The organism is Streptomyces sp. NPDC048483, assembly GCF_040651455.1.
Classification (GTDB): Bacteria; Actinomycetota; Actinomycetes; order Streptomycetales; family Streptomycetaceae; genus Streptomyces.
Genome location: NZ_JBEZJZ010000011.1, coordinates 78,167 through 98,299 on the forward strand (window position 1 = coordinate 78,167; position 20,133 = coordinate 98,299).

A 20,133-nucleotide genomic window follows, 5' to 3' on the forward strand; every position below is an offset into this window, starting at 1 on the left:
GGGAGCAGGCCGCCGCGATGGTGCGAGCGGGAATCACACCGGCTCGAGGTCGACCAGCATCACCGCGTACAGCGGCGCGTCGGGGAAGGGGCGCTGCTCGCCGACCTTGCGGTACCCCCACGACTCGTACAGCGCCTGCACCTTGGGATGCTCCACATCGACCAGGAGTACGGCCATGCGTTCGGGCCGGTCGTCGATGAGCGCCCGGTGCAGCCGCGCGGAGACTCCGGTGCGTCGCCACTTCGGCCGCACCAGCAGCTCGGAGAGGGCGAAGGTGGCTCCGTGGCCGGGTGCCGGAGCGAGGTGTCCGCGCCACCACTCCTTGCCCGCGGCAAGCGGCGCGCCATAGGCGAAGCCGACGGGTTCGGTGCCGTCGTAGGCCACGACGCAGGCGTAGCCGTCCAGTGCGCTCCAGTGGTCCACGAACCAGGCGAAGCGTTCGCGGCCGTCGAATTCCTCGTCGCTGTCGGCGTAGGCGTCGTCGTGGGTGTCGAGCAGCAGACCACGGATCTCCTCCGCATGGTCACGCCCAAAGGTGCGCAGCTGGATGTCGGGTGAGGTCATGAGCGTCTCCTTGGTCGTCAGGCTCTGCGCATGCGATCGCGCCAGGCGCGGGTAGCGGCGGCGTCCGGTGCTTTCTCGGAGATGGTCTTGGTGAAACTGCTGAGCATGTGGCCGATGCGGCCGCCTGGGGAATCCGGGGGCGGCGCGACAGTCGCCGCTGTCGCGCACGCCATCTCCAGGTCGCCCTGATCGACCTGGCACAGGGCCACTTGCGCCGTGTAGAAGGCACGATTGCGGTGCTGGTCGGGCCGGAGCGCGCCCAGGCAGCGGTACGTGTGTGCTTCCGCTTGCTCGGCATTCCCGAGCCTGAGCAGGGTGGCCGCGGTCAGGCCGTCCAGCTCTCCTTGGGTGAAGAACGCGACGGATGCCGAGCGGGGCCGCTGGGGGTCGGCGCGCTCGAAGGCATCCGCGGCGCGGTCAAGGGCCCGCCGGGCGCGGTGTCTCTCGCCCTTCACGGCAAGGGCCATTGCCAGATTTGCGTGTGTGAGCGATGCGTAGAGCGGGTCACGACGGTGCGTGGAGGTCGCCATGGCTGCCTCCATGGCGGCCACGGCGTCGGAGGGGCGTCCGCGCTGCTCGGCGAGCATGGCGGCAGAGCGCCATGCTTGATGCTGGACCTGCCCGTCGCCGGAGAGGACGGCAAGGTGGGTCGCCTTCTCTAAGTGCCGCTGCGCACGATCCAGGCTCCTGGTGTCAACCGCGGCCCACATGGCAGCGGCAGTGAAGGACGCCGCGAGGGCGTACAGGCGTGAGCGGATCCGGCTGGTTGCGCTACCGGCCTGTTGCAGGTTCTCGGTGTACTTGCACAGTTCGAGAGCGCGTCGTTCGAGTTCGCTCCCGCCGCCTTCCTGATCGTCCATGAGCCATAGGCAGGCAAGCCCCGCCCGGAGTCGCTGGACGTCGGAGGTACCGACGGTGGGGCATGCGGCGATGAGGGGAACAGCTGCGGCGGCGGTGCCGCCGACCGCGGTGACGAAGCGGCGACGATGCACGTGGGGTTCCTCCGGGGGCGGGGCGGGAGGTTCGGGGGGCGGGGTGAAGCCGAGTTCTTCGGCGGTGCACCCGAATACTGCCTGTAGGGCCTCCCGCTTGGCTCGGTGGGGCCACGCGGTTTTTCCGGTCAGCCAGGTGCGAACGGTGCGGTCGCCTACGCCGTCCCGCTCGCCTGCTTCGATGAGCTTGCCGTTAACGGCCTTTGCCAATTCCTCCTGTGTATAGCCCAGTTCATCCATCTTGATCTGGAGGCGGGAATTTCCGGTCACACACCCACCGTAGCTGCGTGATCATCGAGAGCGAACCCTTCTCTACTCGACCGCCACCGGAAATTTCCGGATGCCCGCAACCGACAAGAGCCCCAATTTTCCTACGCGTTACCGGCCGCGCCGCGTTGAACTGGCCACGCACCGCCTTCCCGGCGGTGCCTGGTGGCCGTCCCCACGACCCTGAGGGGGACGGCTACCTCACCCCCATCCCCATCCTCATGAGGTGAGGCCACGATGACCACCCCCGTACCCCTCGGCCTGGGGCACTGCAAACACCCGTTGCTCGGCCGCGCCGTTCTGGACACTGCCACCGGGCGCGTAGGCGTCCTGCGGGCCATCGCCCCGGAGCCGAACGGCGTGCAGTTCGTCCCGTCCCGTGGCCTGCTGGAAGCGCCGCCGGTCGCGTGGCTGGCCCCCGAGGGCGGCGGCACGGAGTGGACCACGGACCCCGACGAGATCGAGGCCGCGCCGTGACCGGCGACCGGCCCCCCGGTGTCGGCGACCTTGTCCGCGACCCGGCCCGCGACTGCGAAGCTGTGGTGACGGACGTCTGCAACGAGGTCCCGCTGCTGCGTTCCCGCCACGGTGGCGGAGAACCGTGGCCGGCCTCGCCGCTCTCGCTGGAGATCCTGGCCCGTCGTGGTAAGTGGGTGCATCCGTGACCGGCCGGAACGTGGCCGAACCGCCGTCCGGTCGGGGCCTGGCCGTGCTTGTCCTCGGCGCGCTCGGCTTGGCCCCGCCGACGCTGATCGTCGGACCCTCTCTGATGGAAGCCCACGCTGCGTCGGTCGGCATCTCGCGGCCGGATGCCGCATCCGCGGACCTCGCCGCCGGCCCGCGTCCGGCATCGCACACCGACCGCTGGGGCGACCGCCCCGGCTCATGACTCCGGCGGCGCGGTGCCCCCGTGAAGCCCGCGCCGCCGTAGCCGTGTACCACTCACCACTCACACGCCAAGGAGAACTGAATGAGCGCTGTCCAAAGCCCCCTGAAATTTGCGTGGCTGGAGGTGACGGGATTCTGTAACGAGTCCTGCGACCACTGTTACGCGGACTCGTCCCCCCAAGGCACGCACGGGACTATGGCCGTGGACGACTGGAAGGGCGTCATCACTCAGTTAGCGGCGATGGGTGCGGTCGATGTGCAGTTCATCGGCGGTGAGCCGACGCTCTACCCACACCTGCCCGCCCTGATCGCGCACGCTCACGGGGCGGGTCTCGCCATCGAGGTCTTCTCGAACATGACCTACATCCGGGATGAGCTGTGGGAAACGTTCAGGCAGCACCGGGTCAAGCTCGCGACGTCCTACTACTCCGACAACCCCCAAGACCACGACAGGGTCACCAACCTGCGAGGCTCCCACCGGCGTACCCGTCAGAACATCGAGAAAGCGATCAGCTTGAGAGTCCCCCTCCGCGGGGGTGTTGTCGCGGTCCGCGAGGGTCAGCGTGTCCACCAGGCAGCACGTGACCTCACCGAACTCGGCGTCGGTCACGTTGGAGGAGATCAGAGCCGGGCATTCGGTCGGGCCGGCAAAGGGGCCGTCCCCACCATTGACGACCTCTGCGGTCACTGCGCCCTCGGGCAATGCGCCATCGGCCCCGACGGCAACGTGTGGCCGTGCGTGCTGGGCCGCTTCATCACCCTCGGCAACGTCCGCGAGACCCCACTCGCGGAAATCTGGAACAGCACCACCACGACGCAGGCACGCGCGGAAATCGCGGCGGCCCACGACCTGAAACCGGCCGAGTCGTGCACGCCGCCACAGTTCCTGCCGAGCTGCACGCCATGCGGGCCGTGCGTCCCCTCGGTGGGGCACTGCGACCCGAAGGAAGCAGACGCCGAGCCAGTCGCCGTTACGATCGGCGCCCCAGCCTGAGACGCTGAACGAGCCGTAGGAGCGCCATGGACGATCACGGAGACGACTTCGGCAGGTGGATGAACGAAGGCCACCCCGCAGCCGTGCAGCGGACCGAAGAACAGTGGGAGCAGATCGCCCGCTACGTACGGGGCGCTGCGAACAAAGTCGGCCCCGAACTTCCGTTGTGCCTGCCCGGCGAACCGCAGGAGTGCGGGCGCAGCGCCCAACAGCATGTGCTGGCCTGGTCGGCTGCACTCAAGGCTGCGGCGCAACGCCTGATCGAAGAGGCATCCCCGACTCCGTCGCGCGCGGCTCATGTAGCCGGTCCCGTGTACCAACGGCGTCTCGCGGAGCTGCGCGCACAGTCGGCTGTGCAGCAGTAGCGGGGCCCGTGACCACCGACACCGCATGCTTCGGGCCGGACTGACCCGACGGCCGCCGGTGCGTACGGCGAAGGGGCCGCCCCACCAGGACAGGTGGCGGGACGGCCCCTCCGGTTCGCGGGTGCGGCTACGCCGCCTTGGCCAGCCGTAGGTGCCGGCGCTCGACGACCGCCTTGCGGGTCGCGTACAGCGTGATCGACGCCGCGCCGACCATCGCCACCAGGCCGAGGGCCACGGTGCCCTCCCAGCCCGCCGCGTGGAAGGCCGCCGCGCCCAGCGCGCCGCCCAGGCTGCTGCCGACGTAGTACGAGCACTGGTAGAGGGCCGAGGCCTGGGCGCGGGCCGTCTTCGCGGTGCGGCTGACCGCGGAGGAGGCGACCGCGTGGCCCGCGAAGAAGCCCGCGGTGATCAGGATCAGGCCCGCCAGGACCGCGGCGACGGAGTCGGCGAGGGAGAGCAGGAGGCCGGTGGAGGTCGCGCCGACGGCCAGGTAGAGGGCGCCGCGGCGGCCCAGACGGGCGACGAGTGTGCCCGCCGCGGCCGAGGAGACCGTGCCGACCAGATAGACGATGAAGATCGAGCCGACGACGCCCTGCGGGAGGTTGAACGGCGCGGAGGTCAGGCGGTAGCCGATGACGGTGTAGACGGCGCCGAAGACCGTCATGAAGAGCGCACCGATGCCGTACAGGCGGCGCAGTAGCGGGTTGGCCAGGTGGCCGCCGAGCGTGCGGGCCAGGGCGCGCGGGCCGACCGAACGGGGCGCGAAGTGGCGGGCCTTGGGGATCAGCAGCCGGAAGGCCACCGCGCACACCACTGCCATCACGCCGACCGCGCCGAGTGCGGCCCGCCAGCCCCAGGCCTGGGCGACCCAGCCGGTCACGATGCGGCCGGACATCCCGCCGATGCTGTTGCCCGCGACGAAGAGGCCGATGGCCGCCACGAGCGCCTTGGCGCGTACCTCTTCCGCCAGGAACGCCATCGCCGAGGCGGGCAGACCCGCCAGCGCCACACCCTGGACGGCGCGCAGGGCGATCAGCACGCCGAGGGAGGGGGCGAAGGGGACCAGCATCGCGATCACGGCGGCGAGGGAGAGCGAGGCCGTCATGAGCGTGCGCCGGCCGACGCGTTCGGAGACCGCGCTCAGCGGGATCACCCCGAGCGCCAGGCCGAACGTGGCCGCCGATACGGTCCAACTCGCCTGGTCCGGCGAGACGTTGAGGTCGCTGGAGATCGCGGGCAGCAGCGCCTGCGTGGAGTACAGGAGCGCGAAGGTGGCGACTCCGGCGGCGAAGAGGGCGAAGCTCATCCGGCGGTAGCCGGGGCCGCCCGGGTGCAGCTTGCCGGACTCGGGGTCGACGGCAGCGGCTGCACGGGAAGAAGTGTCGGTGGACGACTGGGGAGAGGCGGCCGTACGGGTGGTGACGGACGCCCCGGTATCAGCGGGAGGCATGCTTCGAAGGTAGGGCGGGGCGCTTCATGCGTCCAATGCATGGAAACGGCATAATCGATTCTGTGACGCATGATCGCAGTTCACGAGCACCTCTGTTGCAACCTCGCAACAGAAAAGACATCGCGGAAGTGGCGGACGCCACTGATCTTGGCGTGAGTTCCTGGGCCTGGGCCCTCGCGCCACGGCTCGCGCAGTTCACCGCGGTGGCCCGGCATGAGCATGTCACCCGCGCCGCACAGGAGCTGGGCATGCCCCAGCCGACCCTCAGCCGCGCCATCGTCCGGCTGGAGGAGGACCTCGGTGTCGCCCTCTTCGCCCGGCACGGCCGTACCCTCTCGCTCACCCCGGCCGGGCGGTCCTTCCTCGCCTCCGCAGAACGGGCGTTGGCGGATCTGGAGCGGGCGACGGACTCCGTACGGGCCGACGCCGACCCCACCGCCGGCAAGGTCGCCTTCGGCTTTCTGCACACGCTGGGCCCGGAGACGGTCCCCGGCCTCATCCGCACCTTCCGCGCCGATCATCCGCGGGTGCGCTTCCAGTTGGTGCAGAACTACGGCGAGGCGATGATCGAACGACTGCGGCTCGGCGATCTCGACCTCTGTCTGACCTCGCCGGTGCCGGACTACCCGGATCTGGTGGCGCGGCGGCTCGACGAGCAGAAGCTGCGGCTCGTCGTCCCGGACGACCATCCGCTGGCGAGCCGTAAGCGGATCCGGCTGGCGGAGGCGGCGGGCGAGCTGTTCGTGACCCTGGAGCCGGGGTACGGGCTGCGCCGGATCACCGATGCGCTGTGCGCCGAGGCGGGGTTCACCCCGCGGGTCGCGTTCGAGGGGGAGGAGGCCGAGACGCTGCGCGGCCTGGTGGCGGCCGGGCTGGGGGTGGCGCTGCTGCCGCCGCCCGCGGTGCCGCGGCCCGGCGTCTCCGAGCTGACGGTGACGGCGCCGCGGGCGGTGCGGGAGATCGGCGTGGCCTGGCTGGACGGGCACCCGGACACGCCGCCGGTGGCCGCGTTCAAGAAGTTCCTGCTGAGCCGGCGGGGGGTGCTGTTGCCTCGGTGACGGGCGCCGGGGCCGCCGTGAGGACCGTCCCCCGGACCAGGGTTCGGGTCCCGGCACCGCTCAGGTCGACCAGCGCGGAGTGGGGAGGGTCGACGAGAGCGACCTGGTGGCCGTACCGGTTGATCCGCGTCAGCGTGAGGTGCACCGGGGTGTCGTCGCCGGCCGGGGAGCGGGCCACGGTAAAGGTCTCACCCGGGCGTACGGTGCCGCCGACACAGCGCACGACGCAGCGCGCCGCTGTGCCGTCCGTGGATTCCACCGTATGGATCTGCAGCCTGCCGGGGTCTGCCATGGCGATACCGGTCTCCGCTCAATGCCGCAGCGACGCCCCGAAGCCCGACGCCAGGGGCATCCGCAGGCCCAGTGGCGGGGGTGCGGCGAGGGCGTCCTTCACGGGGCGGGCGTAGTCGCGGGTGAAGAGGGAGCCGAGCAGGAAGTCGGTGGCCAGGGCGTGGACTTCGGCGCGGTGCTGGTGGAGGGAGTGGCCGTCGGAGTGGACCTCGAAGCGGCAGGTGTCGCGGTTGACCTTCTTGGCGCGTTCGGCGTAGCGGTAGGAGAGGTCGGGATCGGTGCGCTCGTCGTTGGTGCCGTGGACGAGCAGGACCTGGCGGCCGATGAGCTGTTTCACCGGATCGGGGGCGGCGGCTTCCTGGGAGGGGTCGGGAAACCAGGGGGCGATGGCCAGTACGGAGTGGACGGCCGGGTGGCCCGCGGCGTGCAGAGCGGCGCGTGCGCCCATGCCCGTACCGACCAGGCAGACCGGGACATCGCCGTAGCGGCGGACCACCTCGTCCAGGGCCCAGGCGGCGTCCCGGGCGGGGTGGGCGGACGGGCCGTTCCAGCCGTGGCAGCGGTAGCGCAGGACATGGGTGGCCAGGCCCTCGGGGCGGCCCGCCTTCGCCAGCCGGACCGCGAGCGGGCGGACCGCCAGAGACGCGATCGGCGACGGGCGCCGCACCCCGGTCGGGCCGCCTTCAGGCAGTAAAAGGGCGACCCCGTTCACCGGGCCGGCCCCTCGCCCACCACCGCCCTTCCACCGGAGCGCTGCGCGCACCCCTTCTCCGCCCGTTCCGCGCGGTTTCCCCAGCCGGGCCTCGCGCACCGGCAGCGCTTGCTGAGCCATGACCAGAACGATGGCAGAAGGTGGGGCGGCGGCCACCCCGTGGACGGGTCACTGTTACGTATCGTTCGGCGAGACCTACCCGGAGATCTACGCGCGTAGGGGCTAGAGTGCGGAAATGACGAGCGAGACCACCACCCTCCCGACCAGTGAACAGATCCGCCGCGCCCCCAAGGTGCTGCTCCACGATCACCTCGACGGCGGACTGCGTCCCGGCACCATCGTCGACCTCGCCCGCGAGACCGGCTACGACGGCCTTCCCGAAGCCGACCCCGAGAAGCTGGGGATCTGGTTCCGCGAGGCCGCCGACTCCGGCTCGCTGGAGCGCTATCTGGAGACCTTCGCGCACACCTGTGCCGTCATGCAGACCCGCGACGCGCTGGCCAGGGTCGCCGCAGAGTGTGCCGAGGACCTGGCCGCGGACGGCGTCGTCTACGCCGAGATCCGCTATGCGCCCGAGCAGCACCTCGAGCAGGGGCTGACCCTCGAAGAGGTCGTCGAGGCCGTCAACGAGGGCTTCCGCGAGGGCGAGCGGCGGGCCCGCGAGAACGGCCACCGCATCCGCGTCGGTGCCCTGCTGACCGCCATGCGGCACGCCGCCCGCGCCCTGGAGATCGCCGAACTCGCCAACCGCTACCGCGACTTCGGCGTCGTCGGCTTCGACATCGCGGGCGCCGAGGCCGGCTTCCCGCCCACCCGCCACCTCGACGCCTTCGAGTACCTCAAGCGCGAGAACAACCACTTCACCATCCACGCCGGCGAGGCCTTCGGTCTGCCGTCCATCTGGCAGGCCCTCCAGTGGTGCGGCGCCGACCGCCTCGGCCACGGCGTCCGCATCATCGACGACATCGAGGTCGACGACGACGGCGCGGTCAAGCTCGGCCGGCTCGCCTCGTACGTACGCGACAAGCGCATCCCGCTGGAGATGTGCCCCACCTCCAACCTCCAGACCGGCGCCGCCACCTCCTACGCCGAGCACCCCATCGGCCTGCTGCGCCGGCTGCAGTTCCGCCTCACGGTGAACACCGACAACCGGCTGATGAGCGGGACGTCCATGACCCGCGAATTCGAGCACCTGGTCAAGACATTCCGATACACGCTCGATGACATGCAGTGGTTTACAGTCAATGCGATGAAATCAGCTTTCATTCCTTTCGATGAACGTCTAGCCATGATCAATGACGTCATCAAGCCCGGATATGCGGAACTGCGGGCCGAATGGCTCTTCCGGCAGGCGGGCGCAACCTCCCCTGTGAACAGGGGTTCTGACTCAGCGTAAGGTGGGTTGGGGGGTGTGGCGCGCGAGTTAGCGGAACGGCCGGTGGATGTCCACCGGCCGTTTTTCTTCGGCCGTGGGTGTTTGCGGCGGCGGCAATGACGTCACTAGGTTGATTTGCCGGTCAAGCCTCCATCACCATCCCCATCACGAGGACGTATTTCGATGAAGCAGGGAACCATCAAGACTCTCGGTGCCGCCGCGCTCGGTGCCGCCTTCGCCGTCGCCGCCGCGGGCACCGCCGCCGCGGCCCCGGTGGATGCGGCCGACGCCAACGGCCTGCTGAGCAAGCTGCCGGTCAAGGCGGCCACCGACGCCGCGTCGGGGGCTGCGAAGGCCGCCAAGTCGGCCAACGGCGGGGTCCAGACCTCCACCAACGACAAGGGCAACACTCTGGGCGGTATGCCGATCAACCCCGTCAAGGGCGTCGCCGGCGTCACCAAGGGCCTTCCGGTGCACGTCGGCTGAGCGGTCGACCACACCTGGGCCGTGCCCCGGTGCGTACGCCGCAGTGCGTAGGCGCCGGGGCACCGCCATGTCCACGGCCGGATGCCCGCCGGGTGCCGTGGCGGGTGCCTGGTTACCAGGCGGCGGCGCTGGTGGCCTTGTCCTCCGAGGGGAGGAATATCCACAGCGCCAGGTAGACGAGGAACTGCGGGCCCGGCAGCAGACACGACAGCAGGAAGATCACCCGCATCGTCGCCGGGGTGGTGCCGAAGCGACGGGCCAGGCCCGCGCACACTCCGGCGATCATTCGGTTGTTGCGGGGGCGGACCAGTGCGGCGGCCATGATGGGCGACTCCTTTGCGACTCGGCGGGGCGTTTGCCCCGATGACTCAAAGGTAGGTCCGGGAGCCGGAGAGCGCGTCAGCCTGCGGGGTCAGTCCAACCCTGGAGATCTTCGGGGTCGTACCCCTGAGACACTCCTCCCGGCGGCGGAGCCGGTACCGGGCCCCAGGTACGACGGCCAGGTGGACCACCGCCACCCCGAGCGTGTTCAGCAGCACCGAGTCGATATCCGGGACCTGCCCCGGTACCCCGGCCTGCAGCAGCTCGATGGCCAGCGCGATCATCGCGCCGGCGAAGACGGTACGGGTCAGAGATACCAGCGGGGACACATACAGCCGCCCGGCCGCCATCGGGAGCAGTACCCCCAGCGGCGCCAGCAGCAGCACCTGCCCGCTCAGTCCCTGCACCGCGTGCCAGGGGCCGCGCGCCAGCTCGGCGCTGATCGACGCCAGCAGCTCGAGATTGGGTGCGGGCACCCATGGCACCGTACGGGGGCGCAGCGTCAGCCAGCCGACAACCAGCAGATGCGCCACCAGGAGGAGAAGTCCGGTGGCGCGCATACGGAGGGCGGCGGTTTCGCCGCAACCAAGACGCTGCACAAAGGCCAGGACGCCGGTAGCGGGGGCCGCGGTTCCGCCCTGTTGCGCCCGTCTTGGCCGGATGCCCGCCACCGGGGCGCACCCCCGAGAGACCGGGCGCCGCCCCTGGGGGAACGCCCTGCTCAGCCTTCCTCGGACAGCGGATCGCCCCAGCCCGCGTTCTGCGCGATGTCCGGGTCGGACAGCACATCGGAGGAGCAGTCGTAGCGGTGCGGTACGTCCTTGCCGGGCCCGCCCAGCACCGCCGCATGAGTACGGCCCAGCGCCGGGGCCGCGCCGTACGTACACACCAGCTGCGCCAGCGCGAAGGACGGCAGATCCTCCGGCCGGATGCTCAGCCGCAGCGACTCCGCGGGATCGCCCGCGCGCGGACCGTTCACCTTCAGCTCCTGGGGCACCGCGCTGCTGAACCCGGCCTCCTCCTCCGCGCGCGAGGGCTGCTGCCGCAGCTCGTCCAGCAGCGCCCGTGCCGCTCTCAGCCGCTCGACCGGTGCGGTCGTGGGCGCGGTCAGGCCCACGGTCCGTTCCACTTGCGCCAGCGTGGAGCTGCACACCAGATAGACGGTGACCTGTGTGAGACCTTCGGTGGGCGTCCCCTTGGCCCTGTCGGGGACCTTGCAGCTCACCCGCGAGGGCGCGCCGCCCGCGTCCACCGGCACCGACGTACCCCGGATACCGCAGCCCGCGGCGGTCAGCGCAACGGCCGCCACCAGGGCGGTACGCGAGAACCGACCGGGGCGCGTCATCGGTTCCCCTCCGTGCCCTGGTCCGCGGCGCCGCGGACCTCGCCCTGCCCGCCGTCGGTCAGCGCGGACGCGTCCCTCGGCAGCCGCAGTGTGAACTCCGCACCGCCCTCCGGCAGATTGGCCGCGGTGATCCCGCCGCCGTGGATGTGTGCGTTCTCCATCGCGATGGACAGCCCCAGACCGCTGCCCTCCGACCGCGGCCGGGACGCGCTCGCCTTGTAGAAGCGGTCGAAGACATGCGGCAGGACTTCCTCCGGGATGCCGGGACCGTGGTCCCGTACGCGGATCACCAGCTCACCGCCACCGGACCCCGTGGTCTCACCGGACTCCTCGGACTCCCCGGCCTCCTCGGCCTCGGACTGCCCGGCCTCCGCCGCCGCCTCCTCGGTGTGGACGGACACCCGTACCGGCGACCCGCCGTGCTTGAGGGCATTGCCGATCAGATTCGCCAGGATCACGTCGAGACGCCGCGGGTCCAGCCGGGCCACGATCCCGCGGTCCGCGTCCAGATCCACCGCGTCCAGCCAGGCCCGCGCATCGATACAGGCGGTCACCTGGTCCGCGACATCGACATCGTCCAGCACGAGCCGGGCCGTCCCCGCGTCGAAACGGGTGACCTCCATCAGGTTCTCCACCAGGTCGTTCAGCCGCCGGGTCTCACTGACCACCAGCTGCACCGCGGGCGCGATCATCGGGTCGAGGGAGTCGGCCTCCTCCTCCAGGACCTCCGAGACCGCGGTGATCGCCGTCAGCGGTGTACGGAGCTCGTGCGACATGTCCGCGACGAACCGCCGGGACGACGCCTCGCGCGCGCTCAGCTCCTCCACCCGCTGCTCCAGCCGCTCCGCCGTACGGTTGAACGTCCGCGACAGATCGGCCAGTTCGTCCGTACCGGTCACCCGCAGCCGGGTGTCCAGCCGCCCCTCGCCCAGCTGCCGCGCCGCATACCCCAGCCGCTGTACGGGCCGCAGCACGGTCGTCGCGGCGGCCTGCGCCAGCAGCGCCGACCCGACCAGCGCCAGCGCCGTCGCGATCCCCAGCGACCAGGCCAGGGAATTGAGGTCCTGCCGCTCGGCGGCCAGCGACTTCATCATGTAGCCGGTCGGACCACCGCCGATCACCTTCGCCCCGGCGACCAGATAGGGGACATCCCCGATCTGCCGGCGCTGCCAGTACAGATGGTGCGCATAGCGGTTGGACTCGTCGACCGGACGGACCTCGTTCACCGCCGTGCGCAGCGCCTTCGGCACGCTCGCCAGCGTCAGCAGGTCCTTGTCCGTGGTGGCCGCACAGGACTTGCCGTCCCGCCCCACACCGATCAGCAGCACCGTGTAGTTCTGCGGCCCGCCCGCTATCTGCCGCGCCGCATCCTGCAGTTCGGCGCACCGCGGCCGCGGCGGCAGCGACCGCGTACTGTCCTCCAGCGACTTACGGAAGTCCTTGAGCACGGCGTTCTGCGTACGGTCCAGAACGGTGTTGCGGTTGAGCCAGTACGCGATACCGGAAGCGGAGACCGCGGCGGTCAGCGCCACCAGCGCGAAGACAAAGACCAGCCGCAGCCGCAGACTCGTCCAGCGCAGCAGCCCGGAGGCGCGCCGCAGCAGCCGAGTGGGCCGGCTGCCGGGCATGGCCGACGCGGTGTCCTCGATTGTGTCGTCGGTGCCGCTCTCCGTGGGGCGTCCCGTCACTGCGGGGAGTCCAGCCGGTAGCCGACACCACGGACCGTACGGATCAGGGTCGGCGAGGACGGCACGTCCTCCACCTTCGCGCGCAGCCGCTGCACACACGCGTCCACCAGGCGCGAATCGCCCAGATAGTCGTGCTCCCACACCAGGCGCAGCAACTGCTGCCGCGACAGCGCCTGTCCGGGCCGTCGGCTCAGCTCCAGCAGCAACCGCAGCTCGGTCGGCGTCAGTTGCAGATCCTCGCCGTTCTTGGTGACCGTCATCGCCGAGCGGTCGATCACCAGTGAGCCGAACGTCGCCGAATCACTGGACTCCCGCTCCCCGCGGCGCAGCACGGCACGGATACGGGCATCCAGCACCCGTCCCTGGACCGGCTTGACGACATAGTCGTCCGCACCGGACTCCAGCCCCACCACGACGTCGATGTCGTCGTTGCGCGCGGTGAGCAGGATGATGGGCAGCTGGTCCGTACGCCTGATCCGCCGGCACACCTCGAAACCGTCGATGCCCGGCAGCATCACATCCAGCACGATCAGGTCCGGGCGCTGCTCGCGCAGCAGCTTCAGGCCGTCCTCGCCCGTCGCCGCGGTCACCACACGGTGACCTTGGCGGGACAGGGAGAGTTCGAGGGCCGTGCGGATGGCGTCGTCGTCCTCGATCAGCAACAGGTAGGGCACCTGGCCATTCTGGCCCATGGGACACCAGGAGTTCGACCGGTGGGCCCCTCTCATATGCGCCCCCGGCGCGTGGTGGCCCCGCGCCGTACCCCACCGGCCCCTGTGACAGGGCTGTGACAGTCGGCGGACACCGCCATGAAACTGCGTTGGCAGTCTTTTGGGCACCGGGAGAGATCAACACCCGGGACACACCGAACGAGGCTCTACGACGGGGGGCGCGAGATGAACACACTGCACGGCACCACTTCCAGCGCAGTTATCACGCGGCTCCACGACGTCGTACGGGCCGGGGAGAAGTCCGGTGCCGTGATCGGGCGGGGGTGCGCTCGCGGCACCGGGCGTCAGCGGCCGCCGTACATGGTGGCCATCGACGCGACGTCGGTGGGACTCACCGGGGCCAACGGGGGAAACGACGGCCACGGCGGAGTCAACGGGGGAAACAACGGGGGAAACAACGGGGGAACGGAGTACAGGGAGGACACGGGGGAACGGCGCTCCGCGTCGGAGGCGGCCGAGGCCGAAGCGGCCTTCACCGCCTACGTCCAGGAGCGCCGCGCCTCCCTGTACGCCACCGCCTACCACCTGACCGGCGACCGCTACGAGGCCGAGGACCTGCTGCAGAGCGCCCTGTTCTCGACCTACCGGGCATGGGACCGGATCAGCGACAAGGCGGCGCTCGGCGGCTATCTGCGGCGCACCATGACCAATCTGCACATCAGCGCCTGGCGCCGCCGCAAGCTCAACGAATACCCGACCGAGGAACTGCCCGAGACGGCCGGCGACGTGGACGCCATGCGCGGCACCGAACTGCGCGCCGTCCTGTGGCAGGCACTGGTCCGGCTGCCCGAGACGCAGCGCACGATGCTGGTGCTGCGCTACTACGAGGGCCGCACGGACCCCGAGATCGCGGACATTCTCAACATCAGTGTCGGCACGGTGAAGTCGAGCATCTGGCGCTCCCTGCGCCGGCTGCGCGAGGACGAGGTCCTCAGCTTCGGCCGTGACGAGGAGGAGTCCTTCGGCGAGCTGGTGGCCTGAGGACGGGGGAACCCGGGGGAAACGGGGGAAAACCGGGGGGCGTGCCCGAGGGGGAACGGGGTACGGGGGAAAACCGGGGGATACGGGGGAAACCGGCCAAGGGGGAGTAATCCGCCACGGCCGGGCGTATCGGGGGATACGGGGGAAGGAAGCGGGTTCGGACGGCCGGGGGGTCTGTCCGAGCCCGCTTCTTCCGTCTGCCGCGCCGCTACGCGCTCCGCACCGTCACCACCACACCCGCCAGTGAACACAGCGCCAGATGCGACAGCATGTGACTGAGGATCAGGAGCGTACGGCCTCGCCCACCGCACCCTCCCCCGAGCTCTCGACTCCTCCCCCACTCTCGACTTCGCTCGAGCGGGGGGACTCCCATGAGCAGGGAGGTACCCCCGCCCGTGCCGCCGAAATACGTGCCAGCGCCTCCGGCTTGGCGCACGGGTGGGCTCCCAGGGCGCTGTGCCGGGCGACGACCGCGCGTTCGGTGCGCAGCAGACGCAGTCCGCGGCGCACCAGATACGGGGCCGGCTTACGGCCCTCGCGCAGGTCCCTGGCCAGGCGCCGGCGGAAGGTGGTGGTGGGCCGGCCGCGCAGACACAGCGTGTCGGCGAGCAGCCCGGCGGCGCGGCAGCCCGCTATGGCGTCGGCCGCGAAGATGCCTTCCGCGATGAACAGCGGGGCCCCGCCGAGATCGAGCTGCGACGTGCCGACGCGGGCGCTGCTGGAGATGTCGTACACGGGGACGGACGTGCGCCCCGTACGGCACAGCGCCTCGATCGCGGCGATCGCGGCACCGGCGTCCCAGGACAGCGGCGAGTCCCAGTCCGCGCCGCCGCCATGGGGCAGCTGCGGCAGCGTCGGGTCCGTGCCCTCCTTGTAGAAGTCGTCGAGGTTGAGGACGGGCAGGCCGGTCAGCGCGGCCAGGGACGTCTTGCCCGAACCGGAGGGGCCGGTCAGCAGGACGACACGGGCGGCGCGCGGCGGAGTGGGGGAGTGGGAGCTCACGGGGACCCATTGTCGGGCATTGGGCCGTTGGAGGTACCCGGGCGTACGAGACGGACCATGAGGTGGATCCACCGGCACACCGTCAACTACTCTTCGCAATCGATCGATTACCCAAACGTGCGGATCCCGCAGTCAGGTGGCACAGCACATGGCCTCACACGCCCGTCCCCGGCCCAGCCGCATCCCCCGCACGCTGCTGCGCACCGCCCTGGCGGTCTCCGCGGCCGGCGCCGCGCTCGCGGCAGGCGGCTCGGCAGCGGCGAGCGCTTCGCCCGCGCCCGCGGCCCACACCGACCAAGGCGCCGCCGACACCGCGCCCGGGCTGGCCGGCGTCCTGGGGAACTCCGTCAGCGGCGCCCCCAGCGCGGTCAAGCACCTCCCGGTCAACCCCTGGGCCAACACCGAGATCGACCCGCTGAACAACGGTGTCTCCACCGAGATCGCCGACTTCAAGCCGGTGAGCACCACGATGCTGACCGGCCCCCTCTCGCGCGGCGGCACCATGAAGGACGTGCCGGTGGTGGGCGAGGTGGCGCACATGTTGCCCGAATCGGGGCCCGCCGCACCCGACCGGGCCCCGCACCCTTCCGGTCACCGCAAGGACCGCGCTCAGCGCCCGTAGAAGGCCGCGACCAGCGCCTCCATATGCTTCTGGAACGAGCAGCTCAGCGCGATCCATGAGCCGTCGGCGAAGACCAGGTCGAACCGGCCGCGCGGGAACGTCGTGCGCGGCCTGGGGCGGAGTGCCGCGATGTTCGTCCGCGGCACTTCCACCGCCACCTCCAGCTCGGGCTCGCGCTCCCGTCGGCCGGTGGCGTGGTTTGTGATCACGAACAGCCCACGGTCGGTGATCGTCTGGGCCCGGGGCTCGCCGCCCGCGTTGACGACCTGCACAAGGAACTGGCCGGCCATGCTGGACCAGCTGCCCTGCATGGGCTTGCCGTACATCATGTACTCGACGGCGTCGTCCGCGGCGTCCTCGATCGTCTCCTGAACTTCGAACACCGCGTCGGTGAGATCGCGGTCGGGCCGCGTCACGCCGTTGTCGATGTACTCGCCGACGGGCCGCGTCACGCGGTTGTTGGCCAGCCGGTTGTTGATCGCCGGGCCCAGCGGCTTCGTCGCCTTGCCGACGGCGCTGCAGTCGACCGGCAACGACTCAGAACCCTTGGTCGAAGGCGGCGACGACCCCTTCCATGTTCTTGCGGTGCAGACTCCCCAGGGCGATCCACGAACCGTCGACGAAGGCGAGGTCGAACCGCCCCTTGGTGATGGCCTTCGGATGTGCAGTGACCCGGGCGATGTTCGTACGGGGCACCGCCACCCCGAAATCGCACTTCGGGGTGCCGCCCAGCCAGCTCTTGTTGCGGTCCACAAGCACGATCAGCCGGCGGTCGGTCAGCGCCTGAAATCTGGGCTCGTCGCCCGCGTTCTTGAGATCGACCAGGAACCGGCCGGCCATGCTGGACCAGCTGCCCTGCATGGTTTTGCCGTACATCATGTACTCGACGGCGTCGTCCGCGGCGTCCTCGATCGTTTCCTGAATTTCGAACACCGCGTCGGTGAGATCGCGGTCGGGCCGCCTCACGCGGTTGCCGCTGAAGTCGCCGGCGGCATACGTGACGCCGGTTTCGCCCTCCCGGCCGACGGGCCGCGTCGGGCTGTTGTCGGCGAACCCGCTGACGGCTCGCGTCACCGGGTTGTTCGCCAGCCGGCTGTTGATCGCCGGGCCCAGCGGCTTTGTCACCTTGCCCAGAGCGTTCCCCAGCGCGCCCCGTACCCGCTGTTCGAGCGCTGAAGGAGGCGTCGGGGTGCGCAGCTCGGCAGGGACGAAGGGCAGCGCCGAATTGTGGCAATAGTCCGAGGCAAGGATCAGCCTTTCCCCTGGCTGGAGAAAGGGGGGAAAGCAGTCGCGGTACATCGGTTTCATCCGGCGCCGCTCCTCTCGTCCGGTGTGCTGCTCAGTCGAACGGGTTGTCGGGATCGTGGGAGCGGCTGAGGGGGGCCCGGCGACTGATCGCCGGGCCCAGTGGCTTCGTCGCCTTGCCGACGGCACTGCTGAGTGCGCCCCACACCCGCTTCTCCAGCTCCGGCTTCTTCCGCGGGCCCGCAGATGGGCGTGGGCGCGCGGGAGCGCCGGGCAGGCCGCGTAGCCGGTCGCGTTCAGCAACGTCTCGCCGGGCCGGAGAAACGGGCGGCAGATGCCGTCATGCTCAAGTGGCAGGGCTCAGACGCCTTGGTTGAAGGCGGCGACGAACGCCTCCATGTGCTGGCGCACCGCACTACCCAGGGCGATCCACGAACCGTCGACGAAGGCGACATCGAACCGCCCCCGGCTGACAGTCTTCGGATGCGCCGTGACCCGGGCGATGTTCGGACGCGGCACCGCCGCCCCCACAGCCCATTGCGGGGTGGTGTCCCGCCAGCTGGTGTTGTGGTCCACGAGCACGATCAGCCGGCGGTCGGTCAGCGCCTGACGCCCGGGCTCGCCGCCCGCGTTGGTCAGATTGACGAGGAAGCGCCCGGCCATGCTCTGCCAGCCGCCGTCCATGACGGTGCCCCAGATCGCCCGCTCGGTCGTCCGGTCGGCGACGTGCTCCAGGTCGATCGCCGCGTTCTCGACCCGGTCACTGGCGCGGTCGGCGGCCCGGGTGAACCGGTTGTTGACCAGTCGGCTGTTGCCCATGGCGTCCAGCGGACGGGTCACGCGGCCAAGAACGCCGCCCAGCGCCCCCCGTACCCGCTCCTCGAGCGCCGACGGCGGGGGCGGGGTGCTCGGGGTGCGCAGCTCGGGGGGGACGGAGGGCAGCGCCGTATTGCCGAAGTAGCCCATGGCAAGGATCAGCCTTTCCCCTGGATGCAGAAAAGGCAGAAAACTGTCGCGGAATTCCGGTCGCATCCGGCGCCGCTCCTCTCGTCTGGTGTGGTGCTCAGCCGAACGGGTTGTCGGGATCGCGGGGTTGCTGGGCGGCGGCCGGGCGGGTGACCAGCCGCGGGTCCTGGGCGACGGGCTCTCCGCCGGCGAAGCCCGGGTCCGGGGCGGTGGGCCGTCCGTCGGGGAGGGGCGCGAAGCCCGGGTCCGGGGCGGTGGGTTGTCCGCCGGCGAAGCCCGGGTCCGGGGCGGTGGGCCGTCCGTCCGGGAGGGGCGCGAAGCCCGGGTCCGGGGCGGTGGGGCGCCCGCCGGGCAACGGCGAGACCGGCGAATCCTGGGCGTGGCGCGGCCCGGCGAAGTCCGACGCGGGCGGCAGATGCACCTCGTTGTGCGCGGGCCGGGGCGAACCGGCGTCGGTGAACGGGATGTTGAAGTCGGACGAGGGCTTTTCGCCGGCCAGGAACTGGTCGACCTTGTCGGCCGCTTGATCGACGCCGTCACCGACGGCGACCCCCGCCGCGGCGCCCAACGGATTACCGGTGAAGCCGAGACCGCCCATCACGCCCTTGGCGCCGCCCTTGATCGCCTTGTGCACCTTCTTGGCGCCGTAGGCGATGGCGAACTTCTCCGCCTCGCCGGCTTCGGTGATGTGCTTCCAGGTCCACGGCTTCCACTTCTTGACCTTGGACAGCTTCTTGGCCTGCTTGAGCATCTTCAGGATGTTGGCGAGGGCCTTGAGCTCCTTCGCGAGGCGCGCCACCAGGGTGGCGATACGGGCAGAGGCGATGCCGGACTCCGCCGCTGCCGCCGCGGCCTCGGCCGCCAACGACACACCCGCCGTCACCACGCTCAGCGCCACCGCCGCGGCCAGCGAGATCAGAGCCCACTCGATGAGTTCACGGATGACGGTCTCGACCATCTCCTGGGCGAACTCGGCCTGCTCGGCAGCCCCCTCCAGGACCTCGGCCGTCTTGTCCATGTCATCGGCTTCCGCCTCCATGGCGGTTTCCAGCTCGGCCAGGTTGTTCTGGAAGGCATCGGCGGACTGGCCGGTCCACTCGTGCGCGAGATCCGCACGGTCGCGCCGCTGATCGGCCACGATGTTCCGGAGCTCGTCCGACTTCTCCCGCCACAGCTTGGCGGCTTCCTTGAGCGTCTCGGGATCGCCGGTCACAAACTCCAGCTCATCGGCGAGCGGTTCGACGAGGGGACGCATGATGTCGTCCACCACGCTGTCCATCCCGCTCATCCAGTCGTTGACCTTGTTGTAGGCGCCGACTGCTGAGGATGCGGGCCCGCTCATATGGCGCCACCCCCGTGGTGCACGCTGCTCATGGCCTGGACGGTCTCGTCATCGCTGTCCTGGTAGGACTGTGCGGTAGCCGTGACGCCCTCGCTGATCTTCTCCTGCAGCTTGGCTATGTCCTCGAGCGTTTCCAGGGTGTCCTCCTGGCGCTCCTGGTAGTCCGTGCTGATTTCTTCCGATTCCGGAAGCTTTCCGAACGCTTCGCGGTGCACGGCGTGAGAGGCCAGGCTGCTGCGGATGTCCCGCACCTTCTCGGCCCGCTGATCAGCGGATTTGGCGAACGCGCGCAGGGCCTCTTGGGCAGCAGTGAATTGTTCCGCCACGGATCTCCCCCAGATCGATTGCTTGAGTGTGCCGTCGGGTGTGTGCCCGTCGGGTGTGTGTGCCCGTCGGGTGTGTGCCGTCGGTCAATGGTAGATAAATGATCGGACAACAATGCGGGACC

The 20,133-nt window shown here is 70.4% G+C and carries 26 protein-coding genes; 10 read left to right on the forward strand and 16 right to left on the reverse strand.

The features are described from left to right. Positions 1–33: 33 nt before the first annotated feature. Positions 34–564 carry a GNAT family N-acetyltransferase gene (locus AB0D04_RS08630; protein ID WP_362700773.1) on the reverse strand — a complete coding sequence of 177 codons (531 nt, stop codon included), beginning with the start codon at positions 562–564 and terminating at the stop codon, positions 34–36. 17 nt (positions 565–581) lie between these two features. Further along, positions 582–1,796 carry a hypothetical protein gene (locus AB0D04_RS08635; RefSeq protein ID WP_362700775.1) on the reverse strand — a complete coding sequence of 405 codons (1,215 nt, stop codon included), beginning with the start codon at positions 1,794–1,796 and terminating at the stop codon, positions 582–584. Positions 1,797–2,060: 264 nt separating this feature from the next. Between AB0D04_RS08635 and AB0D04_RS08640 the strand changes: the two genes are divergently transcribed. The 5 genes from AB0D04_RS08640 to AB0D04_RS08660 all read left to right on the forward strand — a co-directional run bounded on the left by AB0D04_RS08640 (position 2,061) and on the right by AB0D04_RS08660 (position 4,070). Beyond that, on the forward strand, positions 2,061–2,300 hold the full coding sequence (locus AB0D04_RS08640) for a hypothetical protein (protein WP_362700777.1): 240 nt from the start codon (positions 2,061–2,063) through the stop codon (positions 2,298–2,300). Continuing rightward, positions 2,297–2,488, forward strand: a complete 192-nt coding sequence (locus AB0D04_RS08645; RefSeq protein ID WP_362700779.1) for a hypothetical protein — start codon at positions 2,297–2,299, stop codon at positions 2,486–2,488. The genes AB0D04_RS08640 and AB0D04_RS08645 overlap by 4 nt, the downstream gene beginning before the upstream one ends. Further along, positions 2,485–2,712 carry a hypothetical protein gene (locus AB0D04_RS08650; protein ID WP_362700780.1) on the forward strand — a complete coding sequence of 76 codons (228 nt, stop codon included), beginning with the start codon at positions 2,485–2,487 and terminating at the stop codon, positions 2,710–2,712. Before AB0D04_RS08645 ends, AB0D04_RS08650 begins: the two co-directional genes overlap by 4 nt. Positions 2,713–2,793: 81 nt before the next feature. Next, complete coding sequence (locus tag AB0D04_RS08655) at positions 2,794–3,705, forward strand: radical SAM/SPASM domain-containing protein (protein WP_362700782.1); 912 nt, start codon at positions 2,794–2,796, stop codon at positions 3,703–3,705. A 26-nt stretch (positions 3,706–3,731) separates the two neighbouring features. Further along, positions 3,732–4,070: a hypothetical protein gene (locus AB0D04_RS08660; RefSeq protein ID WP_362700784.1), complete on the forward strand. Its 339-nt coding sequence runs from the start codon at positions 3,732–3,734 to the stop codon at positions 4,068–4,070. 127 nt (positions 4,071–4,197) lie between these two features. Here AB0D04_RS08660 and AB0D04_RS08665 read toward each other — a convergent pair whose 3' ends face one another. Further along, positions 4,198–5,520, reverse strand: a complete 1,323-nt coding sequence (locus tag AB0D04_RS08665; RefSeq protein ID WP_362700786.1) for an MFS transporter — start codon at positions 5,518–5,520, stop codon at positions 4,198–4,200. 35 nt (positions 5,521–5,555) lie between these two features. Here AB0D04_RS08665 and AB0D04_RS08670 point away from each other — a divergent pair, with 35 nt between their 5' ends. Further along, on the forward strand, positions 5,556–6,578 hold the full coding sequence (locus tag AB0D04_RS08670) for a LysR substrate-binding domain-containing protein (RefSeq protein WP_362700879.1): 1,023 nt from the start codon (positions 5,556–5,558) through the stop codon (positions 6,576–6,578). Here the strand turns inward: AB0D04_RS08670 and AB0D04_RS08675 are convergent. Both AB0D04_RS08675 and AB0D04_RS08680 read right to left on the reverse strand, forming a co-directional pair. Then, positions 6,532–6,870, reverse strand: coding sequence for a hypothetical protein (locus AB0D04_RS08675; RefSeq protein WP_362700788.1), 339 nt, complete (start codon positions 6,868–6,870; stop codon positions 6,532–6,534). The two genes, AB0D04_RS08670 and AB0D04_RS08675, sit on opposite strands and share 47 nt — an antisense overlap. Before the next feature lie 18 nt (positions 6,871–6,888). Next, positions 6,889–7,701 (reverse strand): alpha/beta hydrolase, encoded by an 813-nt coding sequence (locus tag AB0D04_RS08680; protein ID WP_362700790.1) that lies wholly within the window; start codon positions 7,699–7,701, stop codon positions 6,889–6,891. Positions 7,702–7,816: 115 nt separating this feature from the next. On the opposite strand from AB0D04_RS08680, the gene AB0D04_RS08685 reads away from it, so the two are divergent. Both AB0D04_RS08685 and AB0D04_RS08690 read left to right on the forward strand, forming a co-directional pair. Then, positions 7,817–8,977 carry an adenosine deaminase gene (locus AB0D04_RS08685; RefSeq protein ID WP_362700792.1) on the forward strand — a complete coding sequence of 387 codons (1,161 nt, stop codon included), beginning with the start codon at positions 7,817–7,819 and terminating at the stop codon, positions 8,975–8,977. A gap of 162 nt (positions 8,978–9,139) precedes the next feature. Further along, the gene (locus AB0D04_RS08690; RefSeq protein WP_362700794.1) at positions 9,140–9,442 is read left to right on the forward strand and encodes a hypothetical protein; all 303 of its coding nucleotides are present in this window, start codon (positions 9,140–9,142) and stop codon (positions 9,440–9,442) included. 112 nt (positions 9,443–9,554) lie between these two features. Here AB0D04_RS08690 and AB0D04_RS08695 read toward each other — a convergent pair whose 3' ends face one another. From AB0D04_RS08695 to afsQ1, 5 genes are all read right to left on the reverse strand, one after another. After that, positions 9,555–9,764, reverse strand: a complete 210-nt coding sequence (locus AB0D04_RS08695) for a PspC domain-containing protein (protein ID WP_362700795.1) — start codon at positions 9,762–9,764, stop codon at positions 9,555–9,557. A gap of 46 nt (positions 9,765–9,810) precedes the next feature. Continuing rightward, positions 9,811–10,323 carry a VanZ family protein gene (locus AB0D04_RS08700; RefSeq protein ID WP_362700881.1) on the reverse strand — a complete coding sequence of 171 codons (513 nt, stop codon included), beginning with the start codon at positions 10,321–10,323 and terminating at the stop codon, positions 9,811–9,813. Positions 10,324–10,484: 161 nt separating this feature from the next. Then, positions 10,485–11,108 (reverse strand): hypothetical protein, encoded by a 624-nt coding sequence (locus tag AB0D04_RS08705; RefSeq protein WP_362700797.1) that lies wholly within the window; start codon positions 11,106–11,108, stop codon positions 10,485–10,487. After that, on the reverse strand, positions 11,105–12,736 hold the full coding sequence (locus tag AB0D04_RS08710; protein ID WP_362700883.1) for an ATP-binding protein: 1,632 nt from the start codon (positions 12,734–12,736) through the stop codon (positions 11,105–11,107). Before AB0D04_RS08710 ends, AB0D04_RS08705 begins: the two co-directional genes overlap by 4 nt. Before the next feature lie 56 nt (positions 12,737–12,792). Further along, positions 12,793–13,470 (reverse strand): two-component system response regulator AfsQ1, encoded by a 678-nt coding sequence (gene afsQ1, locus AB0D04_RS08715; RefSeq protein WP_362700799.1) that lies wholly within the window; start codon positions 13,468–13,470, stop codon positions 12,793–12,795. A gap of 222 nt (positions 13,471–13,692) precedes the next feature. On the opposite strand from afsQ1, the gene AB0D04_RS08720 reads away from it, so the two are divergent. Further along, positions 13,693–14,508 (forward strand): SigE family RNA polymerase sigma factor, encoded by an 816-nt coding sequence (locus tag AB0D04_RS08720; RefSeq protein ID WP_362700801.1) that lies wholly within the window; start codon positions 13,693–13,695, stop codon positions 14,506–14,508. Positions 14,509–14,790: 282 nt separating this feature from the next. Here the strand turns inward: AB0D04_RS08720 and AB0D04_RS08725 are convergent, their stop codons facing one another. After that, on the reverse strand, positions 14,791–15,510 hold the full coding sequence (locus tag AB0D04_RS08725) for an ATP-binding protein (protein ID WP_362700803.1): 720 nt from the start codon (positions 15,508–15,510) through the stop codon (positions 14,791–14,793). Positions 15,511–15,658: 148 nt separating this feature from the next. Between AB0D04_RS08725 and AB0D04_RS08730 the strand changes: the two genes are divergently transcribed. Beyond that, a complete protein-coding gene (locus AB0D04_RS08730; RefSeq protein WP_362700804.1) occupies positions 15,659–16,132 on the forward strand; it encodes a hypothetical protein in 474 nt (157 codons plus the stop codon). Here AB0D04_RS08730 and AB0D04_RS08735 read toward each other — a convergent pair. The 5 genes from AB0D04_RS08735 to AB0D04_RS08755 all read right to left on the reverse strand — a co-directional run bounded on the left by AB0D04_RS08735 (position 16,120) and on the right by AB0D04_RS08755 (position 20,011). Beyond that, the gene (locus tag AB0D04_RS08735; RefSeq protein WP_362700806.1) at positions 16,120–16,665 is read right to left on the reverse strand and encodes a hypothetical protein; all 546 of its coding nucleotides are present in this window, start codon (positions 16,663–16,665) and stop codon (positions 16,120–16,122) included. The two genes, AB0D04_RS08730 and AB0D04_RS08735, sit on opposite strands and share 13 nt — an antisense overlap. A gap of 4 nt (positions 16,666–16,669) precedes the next feature. Continuing rightward, positions 16,670–17,440 carry a hypothetical protein gene (locus AB0D04_RS08740; protein WP_362700808.1) on the reverse strand — a complete coding sequence of 257 codons (771 nt, stop codon included), beginning with the start codon at positions 17,438–17,440 and terminating at the stop codon, positions 16,670–16,672. Between the two features lie 297 nt (positions 17,441–17,737). Further along, positions 17,738–18,409: a hypothetical protein gene (locus tag AB0D04_RS08745; RefSeq protein WP_362700810.1), complete on the reverse strand. Its 672-nt coding sequence runs from the start codon at positions 18,407–18,409 to the stop codon at positions 17,738–17,740. A 31-nt stretch (positions 18,410–18,440) separates the two neighbouring features. Then, positions 18,441–19,685: a WXG100 family type VII secretion target gene (locus AB0D04_RS08750; RefSeq protein ID WP_362700812.1), complete on the reverse strand. Its 1,245-nt coding sequence runs from the start codon at positions 19,683–19,685 to the stop codon at positions 18,441–18,443. Further along, on the reverse strand, positions 19,682–20,011 hold the full coding sequence (locus AB0D04_RS08755; RefSeq protein ID WP_362700814.1) for a hypothetical protein: 330 nt from the start codon (positions 20,009–20,011) through the stop codon (positions 19,682–19,684). The genes AB0D04_RS08750 and AB0D04_RS08755 overlap by 4 nt, the downstream gene beginning before the upstream one ends. Positions 20,012–20,133: the final 122 nt, after the last annotated feature.